This window comes from Nocardia sp. CA-135398, from assembly GCF_050955845.1.
Classification (GTDB): domain Bacteria; phylum Actinomycetota; class Actinomycetes; order Mycobacteriales; family Mycobacteriaceae; genus Nocardia.
Map to the genome: position 1 here is coordinate 255695 of NZ_CP192084.1, position 19382 is coordinate 275076.

The 19382-nt window shown below is 65.5% G+C and carries 11 protein-coding genes; 10 read left to right on the forward strand and 1 reads right to left on the reverse strand.

Going from position 1 to position 19382, the window contains the following annotated elements; translation table 11 throughout:
• Positions 1-168: 168 nt before the first annotated feature.
• The 10 genes from ACQP1T_RS01125 (at position 169) to ACQP1T_RS01170 (ending at position 18625) form a co-directional block, all read left to right on the forward strand.
• Positions 169-1260 (forward strand): alpha/beta hydrolase, encoded by a 1092-nt coding sequence (locus ACQP1T_RS01125; RefSeq protein WP_433758085.1) that lies wholly within the window; start codon positions 169-171, stop codon positions 1258-1260.
• Between the two features lie 398 nt (positions 1261-1658).
• Complete coding sequence (locus ACQP1T_RS01130) at positions 1659-2609, forward strand: alpha/beta hydrolase (RefSeq protein ID WP_062981319.1); 951 nt, start codon at positions 1659-1661, stop codon at positions 2607-2609.
• A 906-nt stretch (positions 2610-3515) separates the two neighbouring features.
• Entirely contained in the window at positions 3516-4553 is a 1038-nt protein-coding gene (locus tag ACQP1T_RS01135; protein ID WP_433758086.1) for an alpha/beta hydrolase, read from the forward strand.
• 212 nt (positions 4554-4765) lie between these two features.
• Complete coding sequence (locus tag ACQP1T_RS01140) at positions 4766-6568, forward strand: alpha/beta hydrolase-fold protein (RefSeq protein WP_433762561.1); 1803 nt, start codon at positions 4766-4768, stop codon at positions 6566-6568.
• Positions 6569-6670: 102 nt separating this feature from the next.
• Positions 6671-7189 (forward strand): DUF732 domain-containing protein, encoded by a 519-nt coding sequence (locus tag ACQP1T_RS01145; RefSeq protein ID WP_433758087.1) that lies wholly within the window; start codon positions 6671-6673, stop codon positions 7187-7189.
• Positions 7186-8178 carry a cutinase family protein gene (locus ACQP1T_RS01150; protein ID WP_433758088.1) on the forward strand — a complete coding sequence of 331 codons (993 nt, stop codon included), beginning with the start codon at positions 7186-7188 and terminating at the stop codon, positions 8176-8178. The genes ACQP1T_RS01145 and ACQP1T_RS01150 overlap by 4 nt, the downstream gene beginning before the upstream one ends.
• Before the next feature lie 302 nt (positions 8179-8480).
• On the forward strand, positions 8481-9521 hold the full coding sequence (locus ACQP1T_RS01155; RefSeq protein ID WP_062981316.1) for an LLM class F420-dependent oxidoreductase: 1041 nt from the start codon (positions 8481-8483) through the stop codon (positions 9519-9521).
• A 192-nt stretch (positions 9522-9713) separates the two neighbouring features.
• Positions 9714-11630, forward strand: coding sequence for a long-chain-fatty-acid--AMP ligase FadD32 (fadD32, locus tag ACQP1T_RS01160; RefSeq protein ID WP_433758089.1), 1917 nt, complete (start codon positions 9714-9716; stop codon positions 11628-11630).
• Positions 11631-11736: 106 nt separating this feature from the next.
• On the forward strand, positions 11737-17055 hold the full coding sequence (gene pks13, locus ACQP1T_RS01165) for a polyketide synthase Pks13 (protein WP_433758090.1): 5319 nt from the start codon (positions 11737-11739) through the stop codon (positions 17053-17055).
• A 25-nt stretch (positions 17056-17080) separates the two neighbouring features.
• Complete coding sequence (locus ACQP1T_RS01170) at positions 17081-18625, forward strand: acyl-CoA carboxylase subunit beta (RefSeq protein WP_433758091.1); 1545 nt, start codon at positions 17081-17083, stop codon at positions 18623-18625.
• Between the two features lie 58 nt (positions 18626-18683).
• On the opposite strand, the gene ACQP1T_RS01175 is transcribed toward ACQP1T_RS01170, so the two are convergent.
• Positions 18684-19181 (reverse strand): peptidylprolyl isomerase, encoded by a 498-nt coding sequence (locus ACQP1T_RS01175; protein ID WP_433758092.1) that lies wholly within the window; start codon positions 19179-19181, stop codon positions 18684-18686.
• Positions 19182-19382: the final 201 nt, after the last annotated feature.

A 19382-nucleotide genomic window follows, 5' to 3' on the forward strand; every position in this document is an offset into this window, starting at 1 on the left:
AACGTGGCGCATATCGCTTTATCTCTTTTTGATAACGTCACCGCATCGATGAAGCGATATGGTACGTGGGAACGCCCGTCGGGGCGTCCGATTCGACATGGGCCCATCCAGTGGTCAACGTAGAGACGCGGTCGAAGTTCGACCGCATAACGAAAGGCCGAAAACCAGATGCGAGGCGTGATCGGGCGAAGGACGCAGAATGGACGTCTGAAAACCCGTAGAGCCGGTTCGTGGCTCAAGCGGTCGGTGCTGATGTCGCTGGCTATCTTGCTGCCGCTCGGGGTGTCAGTAGCAGGTCCGGCGGGTTCCGCGTCGGCTGCGTTCAACCCGGACGGCTTCGATTTTTGGGTCGACTCCAGCATGGGTCCGATCAAGTCGCGGATCTTCCGCGCCGCGGACGGCAATACCGGGCGCGTGGTCTACGCGCTGGACGGTATGCGGGCCCGCGGTGACCTGAGCGGCTGGGAGATCGATACCGAGGTCGCCCGTGAGCTGACCAAGTGGAATATCAATGTGGTCATGCCGGTCGGCGGCCCGTCCAGCTTCTATGCGGACTGGAACGCGCCGGGTAACTTCCTCGGCCTGAGCACCGGCTCGTCGGGCTCGGCCAACGGTTCGTCCTCCGGGTCCGCGATGACCGGCTCCTCGGGTTGGAACGAGACCCTCGGCAAGTCGAACACCTACAAGTGGGAGACCTTCCTGACCAGCGATCTGCGCAATGCCCTGCGTGATCGCCTCGGCTTCAGCCCGACCCGCAACGGCGTCTTCGGTCTGTCCATGGGTGGCAGCGCCGCGCTGACGCTCTCGGCCTACCACCCGGACCAGTTCGTCTATGCCGGTTCGTACTCCGGCTACCTGAACATCTCCGCGCCGGGTATGCGCGAGGCGCTGCGCGTCGCGATGATCAGCGCGGGCGGCTACAACATCGACGCGATGGCGCCGCCGTGGGGCCCGCAGTGGCTGCGCATGGACCCGTTCGTCTTCGCGCCGCAGCTGATCCGGAACAACACCAGGCTCTGGGTCGCCGCCGGTAGCGCACTGCCCGGTCCGGCCGACGCGAGTTCGCCGATCGATGTCATCCAGGGCACGCCGCTGGAGGCGCTCGCACTGGTCAACACCCGGGCCTTCCAGGTTCGGATGGCGACCCTCGGTGCGCAGAATGTCACCTATAGCTTCCCGTCCGTCGGCATCCACAACTGGCACAACTGGGAATCCGAGGTCTACCGCATGATCCCGGATCTCTCCGCCAACATCGGGTAAAACCAGGACCGTCCCGAAACCGCCTGGCGTGTTCGCACGCCAGGCGGTTTTTTGTTTGCTCGCATCCGTCCGAAACCCCCGTTGACAACGAATCAGCTGCTGGATGCCTTCGATAGTTGTGGGGTGGATCACTTTCCAGCAACATGGAAGCATTCGCTGGCGATTGATGTACGGAGAACATGCATAGAGGTCGAAACGTCCGGTTTTCGTAGGACGCTGCGACTTTATGCCCGATGAGGGGGCCAGTTGAAGTTGCTTGCAGTTTGCTGACTGGCCGTCCGGATGAAAGGTCGAGTCGAATGCGAAGTGTGCGCTGGAAACGTAGGCCCCCGCGTCGGAACCCGGGATCCACCTCGGGGCGCTGGGCGAAGAAATTGGTATTCGGCGTGGCGACGGCCATGCTGTTGCCGCTCGGGATCTCCGTGGCGGGCAGCGGCGCCACCGCATCGGCCGGCTTCAACCCGGCGGCCTTCGACTTCTGGGTCGACTCGGCCATGGGCCCGATCAAGTCCCGGGTGCTGCGCGCCGCCGACGGCAATACCAATCGCGTCGTCTACGTACTGGACGGCATGCGTGCCCCAGAGACGTTGAGCGGCTGGGAGATCGAGACCGATGTACCCCAGCTGCTGGCGAGCTGGAATATCAACGTGGTCATGCCGGTCGGCGGTATGTCGAGCTTCTACGCCGACTGGAATGCGCCGAGCGAGTTCTTCGGCGTCGCGGCGGGCAACGGTTCGACCGCGTTCGCGGGCGGCCCGGGCAAGAGCTACCGGTACCAGTGGGAAACCTTCCTCACCAGCGACCTGCGCAACGCGCTGCGGGATCGGTTGGGCTTCAACCCGAATCGCAACGGCGTGTTCGGGCTGTCCATGGGTGGCAGCGCCGCGCTGACGCTCTCGGCCTACCATCCGGACCAGTTCAGCTTCGCCGGTGCGTACTCCGGCTACCTGAACATCTCCGCGCCCGGTATGCGCGAGGCCATCCGAATGGCCATGCTCGACGCGGGCGGCTACAACGTGGACGCGATGGCGCCACCGTGGGGCCCGCAGTGGCTGCGCATGGATCCGTTCGTCTTCGCACCCAATCTGGTCCGCAACGGCACCAGGCTGTGGATCGCCGCGGCGAGCGGTTTGCCGACCGCGCAGGACGGCCCGAGTATCAACACGCTCAACGGCATGGGGCTGGAAGCATTGGCGTTGGCCAACACTCGGGCATTCCAGGTGCGCATGGCGACGCTGGGTGGCGGCAATGCCGTCTACGATTTCCCGGCCTATGGCATACATGCCTGGAACAACTGGACCGACGAGGCCGTCCGGATGCTCCCCGATCTGTCCGCCAACATCGGTTAGTTTTTCGCATCGAACGGACCGCCTGGACGCCAGGCGGTCCGTTTGTTTGTCCGGTTTATCACAGTGTTGGCTGGGTGGTCGCTGGAAAAGTGTTTCGGCGCGGTATGTCCCGGTTCCGGTTCATGGTCGGAGTCCGCCGCGACAATTCTCCGGTTTCATCACGGTCCGGCATAGCGGCGCTTTTCGTTCGGATGCGGTTCGAAAGATTGCCAATAAAACGGGATAACGCCGAGACCCGTGCGCGGGAAGCGGCTGTGCCGAGTGTTGATCTTCATGCGCGACAGTTGTGAGCAAGGGTGCTCGCACGGGCGAAAGGTCGCACGATGCGGGCTCGCGGAATAGTTGCCGGTGGGTGGCTGCGGCAGTCGGAGTGGAGCTCGCATTGTCATGCCGGTCGGCGGGCGGCCCAGCTTGTATTCGGACAGCACCGAGCAATTCCAGCGGCCAGCGGAGCACCTACGCTCGGGAACGCCCCGGAATCTGCGCGGGCACCGCGTGACCGGCTCGGCTTCAACCCATACGGCCGTCCACGGGCAGCTGCGCGGCGCTGGCACTCGCGGCCTATCGCCAGGGCCGGATTCGCCACTCCCTAGTGACCCCCTAATCTTTGTCCGAAATTCCCGTTCCGACACGACATCTCCGGCCGAACGCGATAGGGTCACCGCACGATCACAGCTTGTGAACGGGCGGAATTCGGTCACTCGAATACCCCGGTCTTGCTAAGGCTTCGCACGTCGAATAACCTCCAGCGAGCGCAAGTGTGACCAGATCGTTGTAGCGCCGTTGCTAGTGCCGGAATGTCGGGTACCGGTTCGCCTGTGACGCGCGTCTCGTTGGCAGCACGGGTGTCGCCCGGCCCGCAAGGGCTACGGGCGACACCACAACAGCAGAAAGAGAGCAGGATTCATGCGTTTCGGCAGGGCGGCCGCGCCGAAGAGAACCAAGTCGGGACGGCGAGGCACGCCTCGTGGTTGGCGGAATCGAATTCTGGCTGTCGGTGCCGCGGCGTTGGCGCTACCGATCGCCGCAGGCGTGACGGGCCCGACCGTTGCCTTGGCCGCGCCGATGCACGGCCCCGCGCTGCGGACGCCGTCGGGCGGCTTCGAGGATCTGATGGTCCCGTCGCAGATGGGGCCGATCAAGGTCCAGGTGCAGTGGGCGGCGCGCGGCGGTAACGCGGCGCTCTACCTGCTCGATGGTCTGCGTGCTCGTGACGACCGAAATGCCTGGTCGTTCGAGACGAACGCCCTCCAGCAGTTCGGCAACGACAACATCTCGCTGATCATGCCGGTCGGCGGTCAGTCGAGCTTCTACGCCGACTGGTACGCGCCGAGCAACACCAACGGCCAGAAGACCACCTACAAGTGGGAAACCTTCCTGACCAAGGAACTCCCCGCCTTCCTCGAGGGCTACGGAGTATCGCGCACCAACAACGCGGTTGTCGGCCTCTCGATGGGCGGCTCGGCCGCGCTGGCGCTGGCCGCCTACCACCGCGATCAGTTCAAGTACGCCGCGTCCTTCTCCGGCTATCTGAACATCTCCGCGCCGGGTATGCGTGAGGCGATCCGGATCGCGATGCTGGACGCGGGCCGCTTCAACGTCGACTCGATGGCCGCGCCGTGGAGCTCGCAGTGGCTGCGGATGGACCCGTTCGTGTTCGCACCGCAGCTGCGTGGTCTGCCGATGTACATCTCGGCGGCCAGCGGTCTGCCGGGGCAGTACGACAACCCGAACTCGGCCGTCGGCTACTTCAACACCGCCAACGGTATGGCGCTGGAGGCGCTGTCGCTGGTGAACACCCGTGCGTTCCAGGCTCGCCTGTCTTCGCTCGGCATTCCGGCAACGTTCGACTTCCCGGCCTCGGGTACCCACTCGTGGAAGTACTGGGAGAGTGAGCTGTGGAACGCCCACAACGGCATCCTCGACGCCACCGGCGGTTGGTGAGCTAAGGGTATAGACGCGCCCAACGGCGCCGTCTGCTTCCGAACGGAAGCGGGCGGCGCCGTTCGCGTTTGCCGGGCGGATAAGCCTGTCCGCGTGTCTTACCCGCAACCGCGCCGCAACCGGGGTAGGAAACACTTGTGGCAGCACTTGTATTCGGCAGCTGGGGGCGGCGCGGGCGGCGTATCGGACGTGTGACCCGCAGCCGGGTCGCGATGCTCGCCACCGCCATCGTCATCCCACTCGCATCCGGTATTTCCCCGGCGACCCCGCCGGCAAACGCCCAGCCCGCTGCCGTCCCGGCCATCGGTGCGACGGTGCAGCGGGTGGTGTGGCTGACCGATCGGCGGGTCGCGCTGTGGATCAATTCGCCATCGATGGCCACACCCATCCAGGTGCAGCTGCTACTGGCCCGGGATTGGAACACGCACCCGGACGCCAGGTTTCCGGCGCTGTTCATGCTCGACGGTCTGCGCGCCACCGATGAGGAGAGCGGCTGGACCCACGACGCCGGTGCGGTGGATTTCTACGCCGATAAGAACGTCACGGTGGTGCTGCCGGTCGGCGGTCAGTCCAGCTTCTATTCCGACTGGCTGCAGCCGGACAACGGTCGCAACTACAAGTGGGAAACCTTCCTGACCAAGGAACTTCCGCCGCTGCTCGAGAGTCAGTGGCGGACCACGGATGTGCGTGGCATGGAAGGCATTTCGATGGGCGGCACGGCCGCGATGTTCCTGGCCGGGCGCAATCCGAACTTCGCGAAATACGCCGCGTCGTACTCCGGTGTGCTGACCACGACCACTCTCGGCATGCCGCAGGCGATCCAGTACGCCATGCACGATGCGGGTGGATTCGATTCCGCCGCCATGTGGGGTCCGCCGGGCGGTCCGGAGTGGGAGAGCCATGACCCGTATGCGCTGGCGGACAGGCTCAAGGGCGTCAGTCTGTATATCTCCAGCGGTAACGGCTCGATCGGACCGTTCGACCAGGCCAGTGGCATTCCCGGGGTCAGCACCAATTACGCGGGCATGGGGTTGGAGATCCTATCCAGGCTGACCTCGCAGAACTTCGTCACCAAACTCGCCAAGCTATCCATCCCCGCCCAGGTGAATTACCGTCCCTCCGGCACACATTCGTGGCCGTACTGGGATTTCGAAATGCGCCAGTCCTGGCCGCAGGCCGCCGCCGCGCTCGGCGCCGATCCGAACAAGCCGGCGTGTCAGACCGGTGGCGCGATCGCCGCGCTGGCCAGTGGTAACGGCTGGCTCGGCGAATGCCTCACCGCTGAGTACCAGGTGCCGGGCGGTATCGCACAGGACTTCAAGGGCGGCCGGGTCTTCTATTCGCAGGCCGACGGCGCGCACCCGGTCGGGGGCATGATCGGCGGTGGCTACCAGGCCGCGCTCGGCCCGAGCGGTTCGCTCGGCCTGCCCGCCGATGACGAACGCGGCCTGCCGGATGGCCGCGGACGCATGCAGGCCTTCCAGAACGGCTTGCTCTACTGGACGCCGCGGACCGGCGCGCAGGTGGTGCGCGGCGCGATTCTCGACGAATGGGGCAGGCAGGGCTTCGAGCGCGGCCCGGCCGGATATCCCACCGGACCGGAGACCAAGGCCCCCGGTAAGGACGGTATGGTCCAGTCCTTCGAAAACGGCCCGTTCTACTACAGCGCGAAGACCGGCGTGCATCATGTGCAGGGGATGATCCTCGGCAAATACGCCGAATTGGGTTATGAGAACAGTCAACTCGGTTTCCCTACCGCCGACGAGGCCCCGAGCAAGGATTTCGGCCGCTACAGCAAGTTCGAGGGCGGCAATATCTACTGGAGCCCGCTCTCGGGTGCGTGGCCGGTGCGTTCGGGGCCGATCATGGATATGTGGTCGGTGCTCGGCTATGAGAACGGCAGGCTCGGGTATCCGACGAGTGACGAATTCGCCATTCCCGGCGGCACCCAGCAGAATTTCCAGACCGGATTCATAACCGTGCGCGATGGCAAACCCGAGGTGCACGGCATTTGATGCCAACCGGTCTGTTTGCTGACCGACTGCACCTATGGTTGGCTTTCCTCTAGCCTGGGTGGCGACCCGACCCCTTAGCGAACAGATCGAGGACACGAATTCATGCATCGGACCCGCGGAAAGGTTATCGGCGTAGTCGTGGGGATCGCCGCTACCGGCTTGCTCGCCGCCTGTGGCAATAACGATTCGACGGCCACGAGTACGCCGACGCTGTCCCACACCACGACGGCGGCGGCACCGACCTCCGCCTCGACCAGCGCCAGTGCGACCGGTCAGCCGTCGCAGGCCCCGGAGACGACCACCGACACGGCGACGCCGGAGCGTCCGCAGCCCGTGCCGACCAATGCCGTCCCCGAGGACACCTCGAAGCTCACCGATAAGGACAAGAAGTTCCTCGACGCGCTCAAGGCCGCGGGCATTACCCCGTCCACCCCGGATATCGCGCTGAGCATCGGCTCCTACGTCTGCCAGGGTGTCGCGGCGAATGCCTCCGATCAGGATCTGATGACCTTCGTCTCGGCGATGGCCGGATCGGATCCGTCCTTCGATCCGGCGAAGATGCCGGTGGACAAGGCCGGACGGATCTACATCGATACGGCTAAGGCGACGTACTGCCAGTGAGTGCGCGTCCCGGTTCGGCCTCCCGCCGGTCCAGAAAACCGGCGGGATGTCTGCTCTTCATCGGTCTGGTGGTGCTCGTCCTCGTCATCGCGCTGCTGCTGTGGTTCGTGCTCGCCGGTCCACTGCGCAAGCCGAAGCCCGGCCCGAAGCCGCCGCCGCCACCACCGACCTCCCAGCCCGCCTGGTGTCCCGATGTGCAGATGATTTCGATACCCGGTACCTGGGAATCGAATAGCAACGACGATCCGCACAATCCGACGGCCAATCCGATCTCGTTGATGCTCAACATCTCCGGGCCGGTGTCGCAGCAGTTCCCGGAGGGTCGACTGGATGTCTACACCGTTCCGTACGTCGCGCAATTCTCCAATCCGATCGCGATTCCGCCGGACGGTCAGCAGTCCTATAACAACAGCCGCTCCGAGGGCTGGCAGCGTGCGCTCGACGCGATGTCGAATCGGTACCGCGACTGTCCGCTGACCAGCTATGTGCTCGCCGGGTTCTCCCAGGGCGCGGTGATCGCGGGCGATATCGCCAACCAGATCGGCGCGGGCAAGGGGCCGGTACCCGCGGACAAGGTGCTCGGCGTCATGCTGATCGCCGACGGCCGCCGCACCGGTGACAACGGACCGGGCCAGGCCATCCAGATCGGCACCGCGCCCACGGGAGTCGGCGCCGAGATCGCGCTCAACGGATTGAAGGTGCCCGGGATCACGATGACCGGCGCCAGGGCGGGTGGTTTCGGCTCGCTCGCCGATCGGACCTACACCATCTGCGCGCCGGGTGATCTGATCTGCGATTCGCCGCGCGATGCGTTGAGTCCCCTGAACATCGTCGGCAGCGTGCTGACCCTGGTTCGCGCCGTGGGCAACCCGGTGCACAGCCTCTACAACGGTTACGTGGTGGACGGCGACGGCACCACTGCGACACAGTGGACAGTGAACTGGGCCAACGGTTTGATCGAGGCAGCGCCACACCCGGCGCATGGTTGACCGCCTCGGCGGACTTTTGCCGGTCGTGGGAACCTCGACCGGCCGATCGCTGGCCCCGGGTGAGCCGCTGGGCGTGCCCGGCGAACCACCCACATGCGCACGAAATCGGTTGTCGCCTTGGTGACCGGTCACATGAAACCCGCCTGATCGCGGTGCTAGTGACGCAAGCTGGGCAACCACACACCACGACGCTGTAAAGTGCGCCTGATGATCGCGACGCCGGCCCTCGAGCCCCCAGAAGCGTGGGCACGATGTGGCCGGGCGCCGCGCCCACATTTCCTTACAGCCAGGAGCATGAGTTCATGACAGAAGCCGCACCGGCCACCACGGCGAGCCGTGACGCGGATGCTGAGTTGACCGCGCTGGGTACTCCGCTGCGGCCCTTCCGCTTCGCGGCCGCGGGCGAGGGAAATAAGCAAGAGGGCGGGGCCAGGAAGTTCGTCCAGACCGCGCAGACGGCCGAGGAATACGGCTTCGACACCTTCGTCGTGCCCGATCACCTCGGTGACCAGATCGGCCCGATCGCCGCGCTCGGTGCGCTGACCCAGGCCACCGAGCGGATCCGGTTGGGAACCTCGGTACTGGCCAATGGTTTCCGGCATCCGGTGGTGCTGGCCAAGGATCTGGCCACCATCGATGTGCTGTCCAAGGGCCGCCTCGAGGTCGGCATCGGCGCGGGCTGGAAGCAGGACGAATTCGTCGCCGCGGGTCTGCCGTACGAATCGCCGGGCGTGCGCCTCGCGAAGTTGGACGAGACCCTGAGCATCCTCGATGTGCTGCTGCGTGGCCAGGAGTGCACCTTCGAGGGCAAGTACTACCAGGTGCACGGTGTCAAGGGAACGCCACGGCCGCGGCAGGGTCCGCGCCCGCCGATCTGCACCGGCGGCGGCGGTCCGAAGATGCTGCGCTTGGCCGCCAAGCACGCCGATATCATTTCGGTCGTGCCGGTCACCACCAAGAACGGCAAGGGACTGCTTTCCGGGATCACCTTGGAAAAGACCATCGAGAAGGTGAACCTGATCAAGGAAGCCGCGGGTGAGCGTTTCGCCGATATCGAGCTGAACTGGGCCATTACCGCGATCGTCATCACCGACGACCGGGAGAAGACCGCCGAGATGGCGCTGTCGGCCATCGATCGCGGACTGCACCCGGACCTCGAGGTCGACGTGAAACTGTCGGTCGAGGAAATCCTCGCCTCGCCCTATGTGGCGATAGGCACATTCGAGGAGATCGCCGAACAGATCCGTCAGGTGCGGCAACTCACATCGATGTCCTATGTCGGTGTGTTCCCCACCCAGATGGACGCGTTCGCGCCGATTATTCCGCTGCTGCGGGGGGAGTGACCCGGTCTTCTCTGTAACATGACTCTGGTTTGAGAACATCTAGCCGATAGCGGTCTACCGCGCAGACCGCAATAAAATCTGCAGGCTGGCTCTCGCATGTAGAGCACCCGCGGGCGATAGCGAGTCGGGGCCTCACAGGTAACAGCGGCGTTGTCGCCGTCTTGCTGCGTGTGCCTCGGAGGAGATGAAGGAATGGACGAGACTTTCGACGATTACCTGGATGAGACCGGGAACATCCGTATTCCCGATGATCACACCCTGGTAGACCACGTCGAGAAGCACACCCGCAACGACGCGAACACGCTCGCGTACCGCTACATCGATTACTCGCGCGAGCGCGACGGTGAGGCGCAGGAGCTGACGTGGCGTGAGTTCGGTATTCGGCTGCGCGCGGTGGCCGCTCGACTGCAGCAGGTGACCAACCCGGGTGACCGGGTGGCGATCCTGGCCCCGCAGGGCCTGGATTACGTGATCTCCTTCTTCGCCGCGATCTACGCGGGCACCATCTCGGTGCCGCTGTTCGACCCGGACGAGCCCGGCCACACCGACCGCCTGCACGCGGTGCTCGGCGACTGCGAACCCTCGGCCATTCTGACCGCGAGCTCCTCCGCGGCCGGTGTGCGCCAGTTCTTCCGCTCGCTGCCCGCCGCCCAGCGTCCGCGCATCATCGCGGTCGACGCGATTCCGGACGCCGTCGGCGAGAGCTGGGTGCGTCCCGATGTCGCCGTCGATGACATCGCCTACCTGCAGTACACCTCGGGATCCACCCGCGTTCCGGCCGGTGTCGAGATCACCCACCGGGCCGTCGGCACCAATCTGCTGCAGATGGTCGACGCGATCAACCTGGACTGGAACTCGCGCGGTGTCACCTGGCTGCCGCTGTTCCACGACATGGGTCTGCTGACGGTGATCCTGCCCGCGGTCGGCGGCAAGTACATCACCATCATGTCGCCGAGCGCGTTCGTGCGCCGCCCGTACCGCTGGATCAAGGAACTGGCCGCCGCCAACGACGGCGCCGGAACCTTCGCCGCCGCACCGAACTTCGCCTTCGAGCACGCCGCCGCGCGTGGTCTGCCGAAGAACGGCGAGTCGCTGGACCTGTCGAATGTCATCGGCCTGATCAACGGCAGCGAGCCGGTGACCACCTCGTCGATGAAGAAATTCAACGACGCCTTCGCTCCGTACGGCCTGCCCAAGACCGCTATCAAGCCCTGCTACGGCATGGCCGAGGCGACGCTGTTCGTCTCCGCGACCAAGGCCGAGGACGAGGCCAAGGTGGTCTACGTCGATCGCAACGAGCTCAACGCGGGCCGCATGATCCGGGTCGAGCAGGGCGCCGAGAATGCCATCGCGCAGGTTTCCTGCGGTTATGTCGCGCTGTCGCAGTGGGCCGCCATCGTCGATCCGGAGACGGTCGATTCCGACGGCGGCGGGCATGAGCTGGCCGACGGTCAGGTCGGTGAGATCTGGCTGCACGGCAACAATATGGGCATCGGCTACTGGGGTCGTCCGGACGAGACCGCGGCGACCTTCCACAACAAGGTCGCCCACCGGCTGTCCGAGGGCAGCCACACCGAGGGCACCGCGCTCGACGCCAACTGGATGCGCACCGGCGACTACGGCGTGTACTTCGAGGGCGAGCTGTACATCACGGGGCGGGTGAAGGACCTCGTGATCGTCGACGGCCGCAACCACTACCCGCAGGACTTGGAGTTCTCCGCGCAGGAGGCTTCCAAGGCGCTGCGCCCCGGTTTCGTCGCCGCGTTCTCGGTGCCCGCGAACCAGCTGCCCGCCGAGGTGTTCGAACAGGGCAGCCATTCCGGCCTGAGCTTCGATGCCGACGATGCCTCCGAGCAGCTCGTCATCGTGGCCGAGCGCGGACCGGGCGCCGGTAAGGCCGATCCGCTGCCGATCGCCGACGCGGTCCGCGCGGCGATCTCCCAGCGCCACGGTGTGACCGTGCGCGACGTGCTCTTGGTCCCCGCCGGTTCGATTCCACGGACCTCCAGCGGCAAGATCGCTCGACGCGCCTGCAAGACTGCTTATCTGGAGGGAACGCTGCGGGGTGGTTACACCCAGCAGGCCTTCCCCGATGCACCGGAAGAGTAATTGCCCGAGGGTGGCTCGACCCGAATATCGACGCTCGGCGTGGTTGCGCACGTCAGGCGTCGATTCACGGCGTGCCCGGTACGCAGACAGGTAGCTTGAGGAACTGATGGCTGACAACGAGGGCACGCCCGACCAGACGACCGAGATCGTGCCCGCCGATGCGGACGCGGTCGATAAATCCGCCGCGACGACCGATATGTCGGTCGCCGAGCTGCGGGAGTGGCTGCGGCGCTGGGTCGCCGACGCGACTGGTCAACCGATCGAGCAGATCACCGTGGACCGGCCGATGGAGGAGTTCGGGCTGGCCTCACGCGATGCCATCGCGCTCGGCGGTGATATCGAAGAGCTGACCGGTGTGGTGCTGACGGCGACGATCGTCTATCAGCATCCGACCATCGCGTCGCTGGCCGAGGTCGTCATCAATGGTGAGCCGGAGTTGCCGCAGGAATCTGCCGACGATTCGTTCTACACCGCCGGGTATCAGCCGGGCGAGGCGCACGATATCGCGATCGTCGGCCTGTCTACCCGGCTGCCGGGCGCGGGGGACACCCCCGAGTCGACCTGGGAATTCCTGATCAGCCGCGGTGACGCGATCCGGGAGCTGCCGGAGGGCCGGTGGGACGAGTTCACCAGCGAACCCGCGGTCGCCGAGGCGGTCGCCGAGGGCAATACGCTGGGCGGTTACCTCGATCAGGAGGTCGTCAAGGGCTTCGACGCCGAGTTCTTCGCGATGTCGCCGGTCGAGGTCGAGCGGGTCGATCCGCAGCAGCGCCTGGCGATGGAGTTGACCTGGGAAGCGTTGGAGCATGCCAGGATTCCGGCGAGTGAGCTCAAGGGTGAATCGGTCGGTGTGTTCATCGGCTCGTCCAGTAATGAATTCCAGCTGATCGCCGCGCTCGGACTGGCTAATCCGGATGCGGATGTGCCCGCCTCGGCCGACGCGTACGCCATCATGGGCAGCGTTTCCAGCATCATCCCCAATCGGGTGTCCTACTTCTTCGATTTCCGCGGCCCCTCGGTCGCGATCGATACCGCCTGCTCGTCCACGATGGTCGCGGTGCACCAGGCGGTGCGCTCGCTGCGCGACGGCGATTCGAATCTGGCGCTGGCCGGTGGCGTGAACATGCTGCTCTCGCCGATGGCGACGCTCGGCTTCGACCGCAATGGCGCTGTCGCCAAAAACGGTCGGATCAAGGCGTTCTCCGCCGATGCCGACGGTATGGTCCGCTCCGAGGGCGGTGGCTTGGTCGTGCTCAAGCGGCTCGCCGACGCCGAACGCGACGGCGACAAGATCTACGCGGTGATCAAGGGTTCCGCGGTCAACAATGACGGCCGGTCCAATGGTCTGCTCGCGCCCAATCCGGACGCCCAGGCCGAGGTGCTGCGCCGGGCCTACCGCGATGCGGGTATCGCGCCGTCGCTGGTCGACTACATCGAAGCGCACGGCACCGGCACCCTGCTCGGTGACCCGATCGAGGCGGACGCGCTGGCCCGGGTGGTCGGCCGCGGTCGTGCGGACGATAAGCCCGCCCTGCTCGGTTCGGCCAAGTCCAACTTCGGTCACCTGGAGTCCGGCGCGGGTGCGGCCAGTCTGGCCAAGGTGGTCATGGCGTTCCAGCACAATGTGCTGCCGCCGAGCATCAACTTCGCGGGGCCGAATCCGTATATCCCGTTCGACCAGGCGCATTTGCAGGTTGTCGCGGAGCCGACGGAGTTCCCGCGCTACAGCGGCACCGCGACGGTCGGCGTTTCCGGCTTCGGTTTCGGTGGTACCAATGCGCACCTCGTCCTGCAGGAGTATGTGCCCACCGCGGCGCAGGTAGCCGCCGAGCCGGTTGCCGCGGATGTCGACGAAGAGTCGACCGATGTGATCGAGGAAGCCACCGAAATCGTCGAGGCCGCGGAAGCCGCTGTGGCCGAGGTGGAATGGTCGATCGACCGGGCCGAGCCGCTGCCGGTGATCATCGCTGTTTCGGCGTATCTGCCGTCGCGCCGTCGCCGTGCCGCCGCGGATCTGGCCGACTGGCTGGAATCCGACGCGGGGCGCGATGTGCCGCTCGCGGATGTGGCCCGGTCCACCGCCAAGCGCAGCCACGCGCGCTCGCGCGGTGTGGTGCTGGCCAAGACGCACGAGGAGGCCGTCGCCGGTCTGCGCGCCATCGCGGCGGGTAAGCCGGGCGCCGGTGTGTTCACCGCGGACGCGCCCGCGGCCAATGGCCCGGTCTGGGTGCTGTCCGGATTCGGCGCGCAGCACCGCAAGATGGGTAAGCAGCTCTACCTGGAGAATTCGATCTTCCGCAAGGCCGTCGACGAGGTCGACGAGCTGGTGCAGGACGAAGCCGGATACTCGGTGCGCGAGATGATCCTGGACGACGCCCAGGATTACAACGTCGGCACCTCGCAGGTCGGCATCTTCACCATTCAGATCGGTCTGGCCGCACTGCTGCGCGCGCACGGCGCGCAACCCGATGCGGTGGTCGGTCATTCGATGGGTGAGGTGGCCGGGGCCTATATCTCGGGTGGTCTCGTGCTCGAGGACGCGGTGCGCGTGATCTGCGCCCGCTCGCGCCTGATGGGCGAGGGCGAGGCGATGATCAGCGATGACGACGTGCGCAATATGGCGCTGGTCGAGCTGAGTGCCGCCGATATCGAGGCGATGCTGGTCGACTACCCGGATGTCGAATGCGCGGTGTACGCGGCGCCGACCAATACCGTGATCGGTGGTCCGCAGGACCAGGTCGCGGCGATCGTGGCAAAGGTCGAGCAGGCGGGCAAATTCGCGCGCGTGCTGCAGACCCGCGGTGCCGGACATACCTCGCAGATGGATCCGCTGCTCGGCGAGTTGGCGGCGGAGCTGGCCGGTATCGAGCCGACCAAGTTGACGGCGGGTCTGTACTCGACCGTCAACAAGGAACAGTTCTACCGGCCCGGCAGCGATCCGGTGCACGACGAGGACTACTGGGTCAAGAACATGCGCCACTCGGTGTACTTCACCAATGCGGTGAAGCTCGCGGTGGACACCGGCCACACCACCTTCCTGGAGTTGGCGCCGAATTCCGTTGCGCTGATGCAGGTTCTGGGCACGACCTTCGCGGCTGGCGTGCACGACGCGCAGCTCATCCCGACGCTCAAGCGCAAGGAAGACGAGTCGGCGGGCGTAATCTCCGCGCTCGCACAGCTTTACGTGCACGGGCATCGCGTCGATCTGGCATCGCTGCTGCCCGCGGGTGACTACGCCGATATTCCGCGCACCGCGTTCCTGCGCAAGCAGTACTGGCCGAAGGCGAAGATGGCCGGTGGCAGCGGCAATGCCCGGGTGCCCGGTGCGCATGTCGCACTGCCGGACGGTCGGCATGTGTGGGAGGTGCAGGCCTCGGCCGTCACCGATCTCGCGATGCTGGTGAAAACCGCTGCGGCACAGGTACTCAGCGACGTGTCGTTGGGCGCGTCGGTCCCGCACGCGGTGCTGCCGAGCACCGGAACGCTGACCACCACGCTTATCCCGCACCTCGGTGGTGCGTCGGTGCAGGTGCATGCGCGCGAGGGCGCGAGCTTCTCATTGCTGTTCGAGGCGGTCGTCGCCTCGGGTGCGCCGCTGCCCGAACCCGTTGTCGCGGCCGCGGTTCCGGGGACCGACGTCGCGACCGCCGGGGATGCCGATCTCGAGGTCGTCGAAACCTTCGGTGAGCGTTGGGATCCGGCGGGCTCCCAGACCCTGGAGGAGCGGCTGGCGCTGATCGTCGCCGAGTCGATGGGTTATGCGGTCGAGGATCTGCCGATGGAGATCCCGCTGATGGAGCTCGGTCTGGATTCGCTGATGGCCATGCGGATCAAGAACCGGGTCGAATACGAATTCGATATTCCGCAGCTGCAGATCCAGGCCGTGCGCGATGCCAACCTGACCGAGGTCGGCAAGGTGCTGCGCTATGCCATCGAGCACCGCGACGAGGTGCAGGCCATCGCCGATAAGCAGGCGGCCGGTGAGGAGATCGCGGTCGACGGCGGCTTCATCGCGGCGGCGCGTGCAGCGGTCGCAGTAGGTGAGGATCCGGCGGCTGTGGTGGCGAATGCCGCTGGCGCCGAAGGGGTTTCGCTGGATGCGGAGAACACCTCGGTGCAGGCGGAGGCCGAGAAGATCGTTGTCGAGGCGGAGACGGCTGCCGGTATCACCGGTGCCGCCGCCGGTACCGCTGCTCCTGCCGCGGCTACTCCGGAGCAGGCCGCTGCCGCCGAGGCCGCCGAAGCCGCGATCGAACGCGCGCTGGATACCGAGGACACCACCGCGGTCGGCGGGGCCGAGGCCGTTGCTGCCGCCGGGATCTTCGGTGGTCAGCCAGCCGCGGCCGATGAGGACGATGTGCCGCCGCGTGATGCCGCCGAGCGGTTGACCTTCGCGACTTGGGCGATCGTCACCGGTAAGTCGGCGGGCGGCATTTTCAATACCCTGCCGATCCTGGAGGAGGAGGTCGCCGAGAAGTTGGCGGCCCGACTCACCGAGCGGGTCAAGGCCGAGGTGACCGTCGATGATGTGCTCGACTGCGAGACCATCGAGCAGCTCGCCGACATCGTGCGCGAATTACAAGACAAGGGCGCCGAAGTCGACGGTTTTGTCCGCCCGCTGCGGGCGCGTCCGGACGGCTCGAATGCCGTACCGGTCTTCGTGTTCCATCCGTCGGGCGGCAATACGCTGGTCTACGAACCGCTCCTGAAGCGGCTCCCGGCCGATACCCCGATGTACGGCTTCGAGCGTGTCGAGGGCGATATCGTCCAGCGAGCGCGCCAGTACCTGCCCGAACTCCGCAAGATCCAGGGCGACGGTCCGTACGTGCTGTACGGCTGGTCGCTCGGCGCGGTCTTCGCGCTGCAGGTGGCGCAGCTGCTGCGCGAAGAGGGCGCCGATGTGCGCATCGTCGGTCTGATCGACCTGGCCATTCCCACCGAGGGTGAGGACAACAGTCCGCAGGAGCGGGTCCGCCGCATCCAGCGCTACCAGGCCTTCGCCAAGAAGACCTACGGAGTGGAAGGCGAGCTCCCGCAGGAGCAGCTGGAAGAACTCGCCGCGGCTTCGGACGAAGACCAGTTCAAGATGGTGTCCGACCTGATCAAGATCAGCGGCGCCAAGATTCCGGGCGGTGTGCTGGAACATCAGCGCACCTCATGGATCGAGGGCCGCCATTTGGCCAAGACCAAGCCGAGTCACTACGACGGCGATGTGGTGCTGTACCTCGCGGATCGCTACCACGACGGCATGATCGAACTGGAGCCGCGCTATGCGGACCGCTTGCCCAATGGTGGTTGGGATGAATACATTCCGAACCTCGAGGTTATACATATTCCGGGTGATCACCTCCAGATCGTTGACGAGCCGCGGATCGGAAAGATCGGAGCCGATCTCACCGCGAAGCTTGCCGTGATTGCCCCATAGGGGTGCACCTGATGAGAGGGTCCAAGTGAGCACTACTGCCGAGAAACTCGCTGATCTGCGCAAAAGACTTGAGTTAGCGCAGGAACCGGCGGGCGAAGCGGGGGTGGCGAAGCGGGCCAAGAAGGGTATTCCGAGCGCCCGCGACCGGATCAATATGCTGCTCGATCCGGGAACCTTCGTGGAAATCGGTGCGCTGGTGCGCAAGCCGGGTGACCCGACGGCACTGTACGGCGACGGTGTGGTGACCGGACACGGCCTCGTCGAGGGCAGGCCGGTGGCGGTTTTCTCGCACGACCAGACCGTCTACGGCGGGTCGGTCGGGGAAATGTTCGGCCGCAAGGTCGCCGCCGTTCTGGAGTTCGCGGCCAAGGTCGGTTGCCCGGTGGTCGGTATCAACGACTCCGGCGGCGCCCGGGTACAGGAGGCCGTGACCTCATTGGCGTGGTACGCCGAGCTGGGGTTGCGCGTTGAGCCGCTTTCCGGGATGGTGCCGCAGGTTTCGATGATTCTCGGCAAGTGCGCGGGCGGGGCCGTGTACGCCCCGATCAATACCGACGTGGTGGTGGCCACCCACGAGGCCTACATGTTCGTCACCGGGCCCGGCGTCATCCGGGAGGTCACCGGCGAGGACGTCAGCCTCGAGGAACTCGGCGGCGCCAATAGCCAAGCGCAGTACGGCAATATCCATCATGTCGCCGAAGATGAGCAGGCCGCGTTCGAATGGGTGCGCGCGTATCTGGGCTTCCTGCCGACGAGCTGCCAGGAACAGCCGCCGATCGTGAATCCGGGTCTGGAGCCGGAGATCACCGAATCGGATCTGGAACTGAATTCGATTGTCCCGGACTCGGATAATGCCGGGTACGACATGCACGACATCCTGTTGCGCATCTTCGACGATGGTGACTTCCACGAGATCGGCGCCACCGCGGGGCGCAATGTCATCACCGGATTCGCCCGGGTGGACGGGCGCAGCGTCGGTGTGGTCGCGAATCAGCCGATGGTGTACGCCGGTGCGCTCGATGCCAGGGCCTCGGATAAGGCCGCGCACTTCGTGCGGATGTGCGACGCGTTCGATATTCCGCTCGTCTTCGTTGTCGACACACCGGGATTCCTACCCGGTGTGGAACAGGAGAAGATCGGCGTCATCAAGCGCGGCGGCCGCTTCCTGTTCTCCTATGTCGAGGCGACCGTGCCGAAGGTGACCGTGGTGATCCGCAAGTCCTATGGCGGCGGATATGCGGTGATGGGTTCGAAACAGCTCGGTGCCGATGTGAATCTGGCCTGGCCGACCGCGCGGATCGCGGTCATGGGCGCGGAGAGCGCGGTCAGCCTGATCGGTCGCAAGCAGATCGAGGCGGCGCCGGAGGATCAGCGCGCCGCGGTGCGTCAGCAGATGATCGACTTCTACAACGCGACCGTAGCGACGCCGTGGGTTGCCGCAGAGCGCGGCTATATCGACGCCGTCATCGAACCGGCGACCACCCGCCTGGAACTCCGTCGCGCCCTGCACCTGCTGCGCAATAAAAAACTCATGCGCAACCCCCGCAAACACCACCTCCTTCCGCTCTGACGGGTCGGGCCGCATCCCCGATGGGATGCGGCCCGATGCTGTTGCGTGGCAGCCGAAGTCAGGCGATGGTCGCCGACTCGATGATGACGTCGTCCTCGGGGACGTCTTGGTGCATGCCCGCCGAACCGGTGGACACCGCGGCGATCTTGTCGACCACCTCGGAGCCCGCGGCGACCTTGCCGAAGACCGCGTAGCCCCAACCCTGTGCGGTGGGCGCGGAGTGGTTCAGGAAGCCGTTGTCGGAGATATTGATGAAGAATTGCGCGGTGGCCGAATGCGGGTCGTTGGTGCGGGCCATCGCGACGGTGTACTTGTCGTTCTTCAGGCCGTTGTTCGCTTCGTTCTGAATCGGGGCCTGCGTGCCCTTCTGCTGCATATCGGGGGTGAAGCCACCGCCCTGGATCATGAAACCCGGAATGACGCGGTGGAAGATGGTGCCGTTGTAGTGTCCGGCGTTCACGTAATTCACGAAGTTCGCGACGGTGCCAGGGGCCTTCGCGTCGTCGAGCTCCAGCACGATCTGTCCGTAGTTGGTTTCGAGATTCACCTTTGTCATACCCAACACCTTTCCATCCCTCCGGCTACCGGTCAGCAGTTCGGGTCATGAACTGCTGGACCGCCTGGCAGTTCCCGAGACAGGCGACTGTCCGCTCTCAATTGCGACACAAGTACACGCCAGGTTTCGAGCGAAGCGAGATCGAGCACGCGCCGTTCGCAAGCCATCAGGGGCCGCGAACACGTCGCGGCGAAGCCGCGA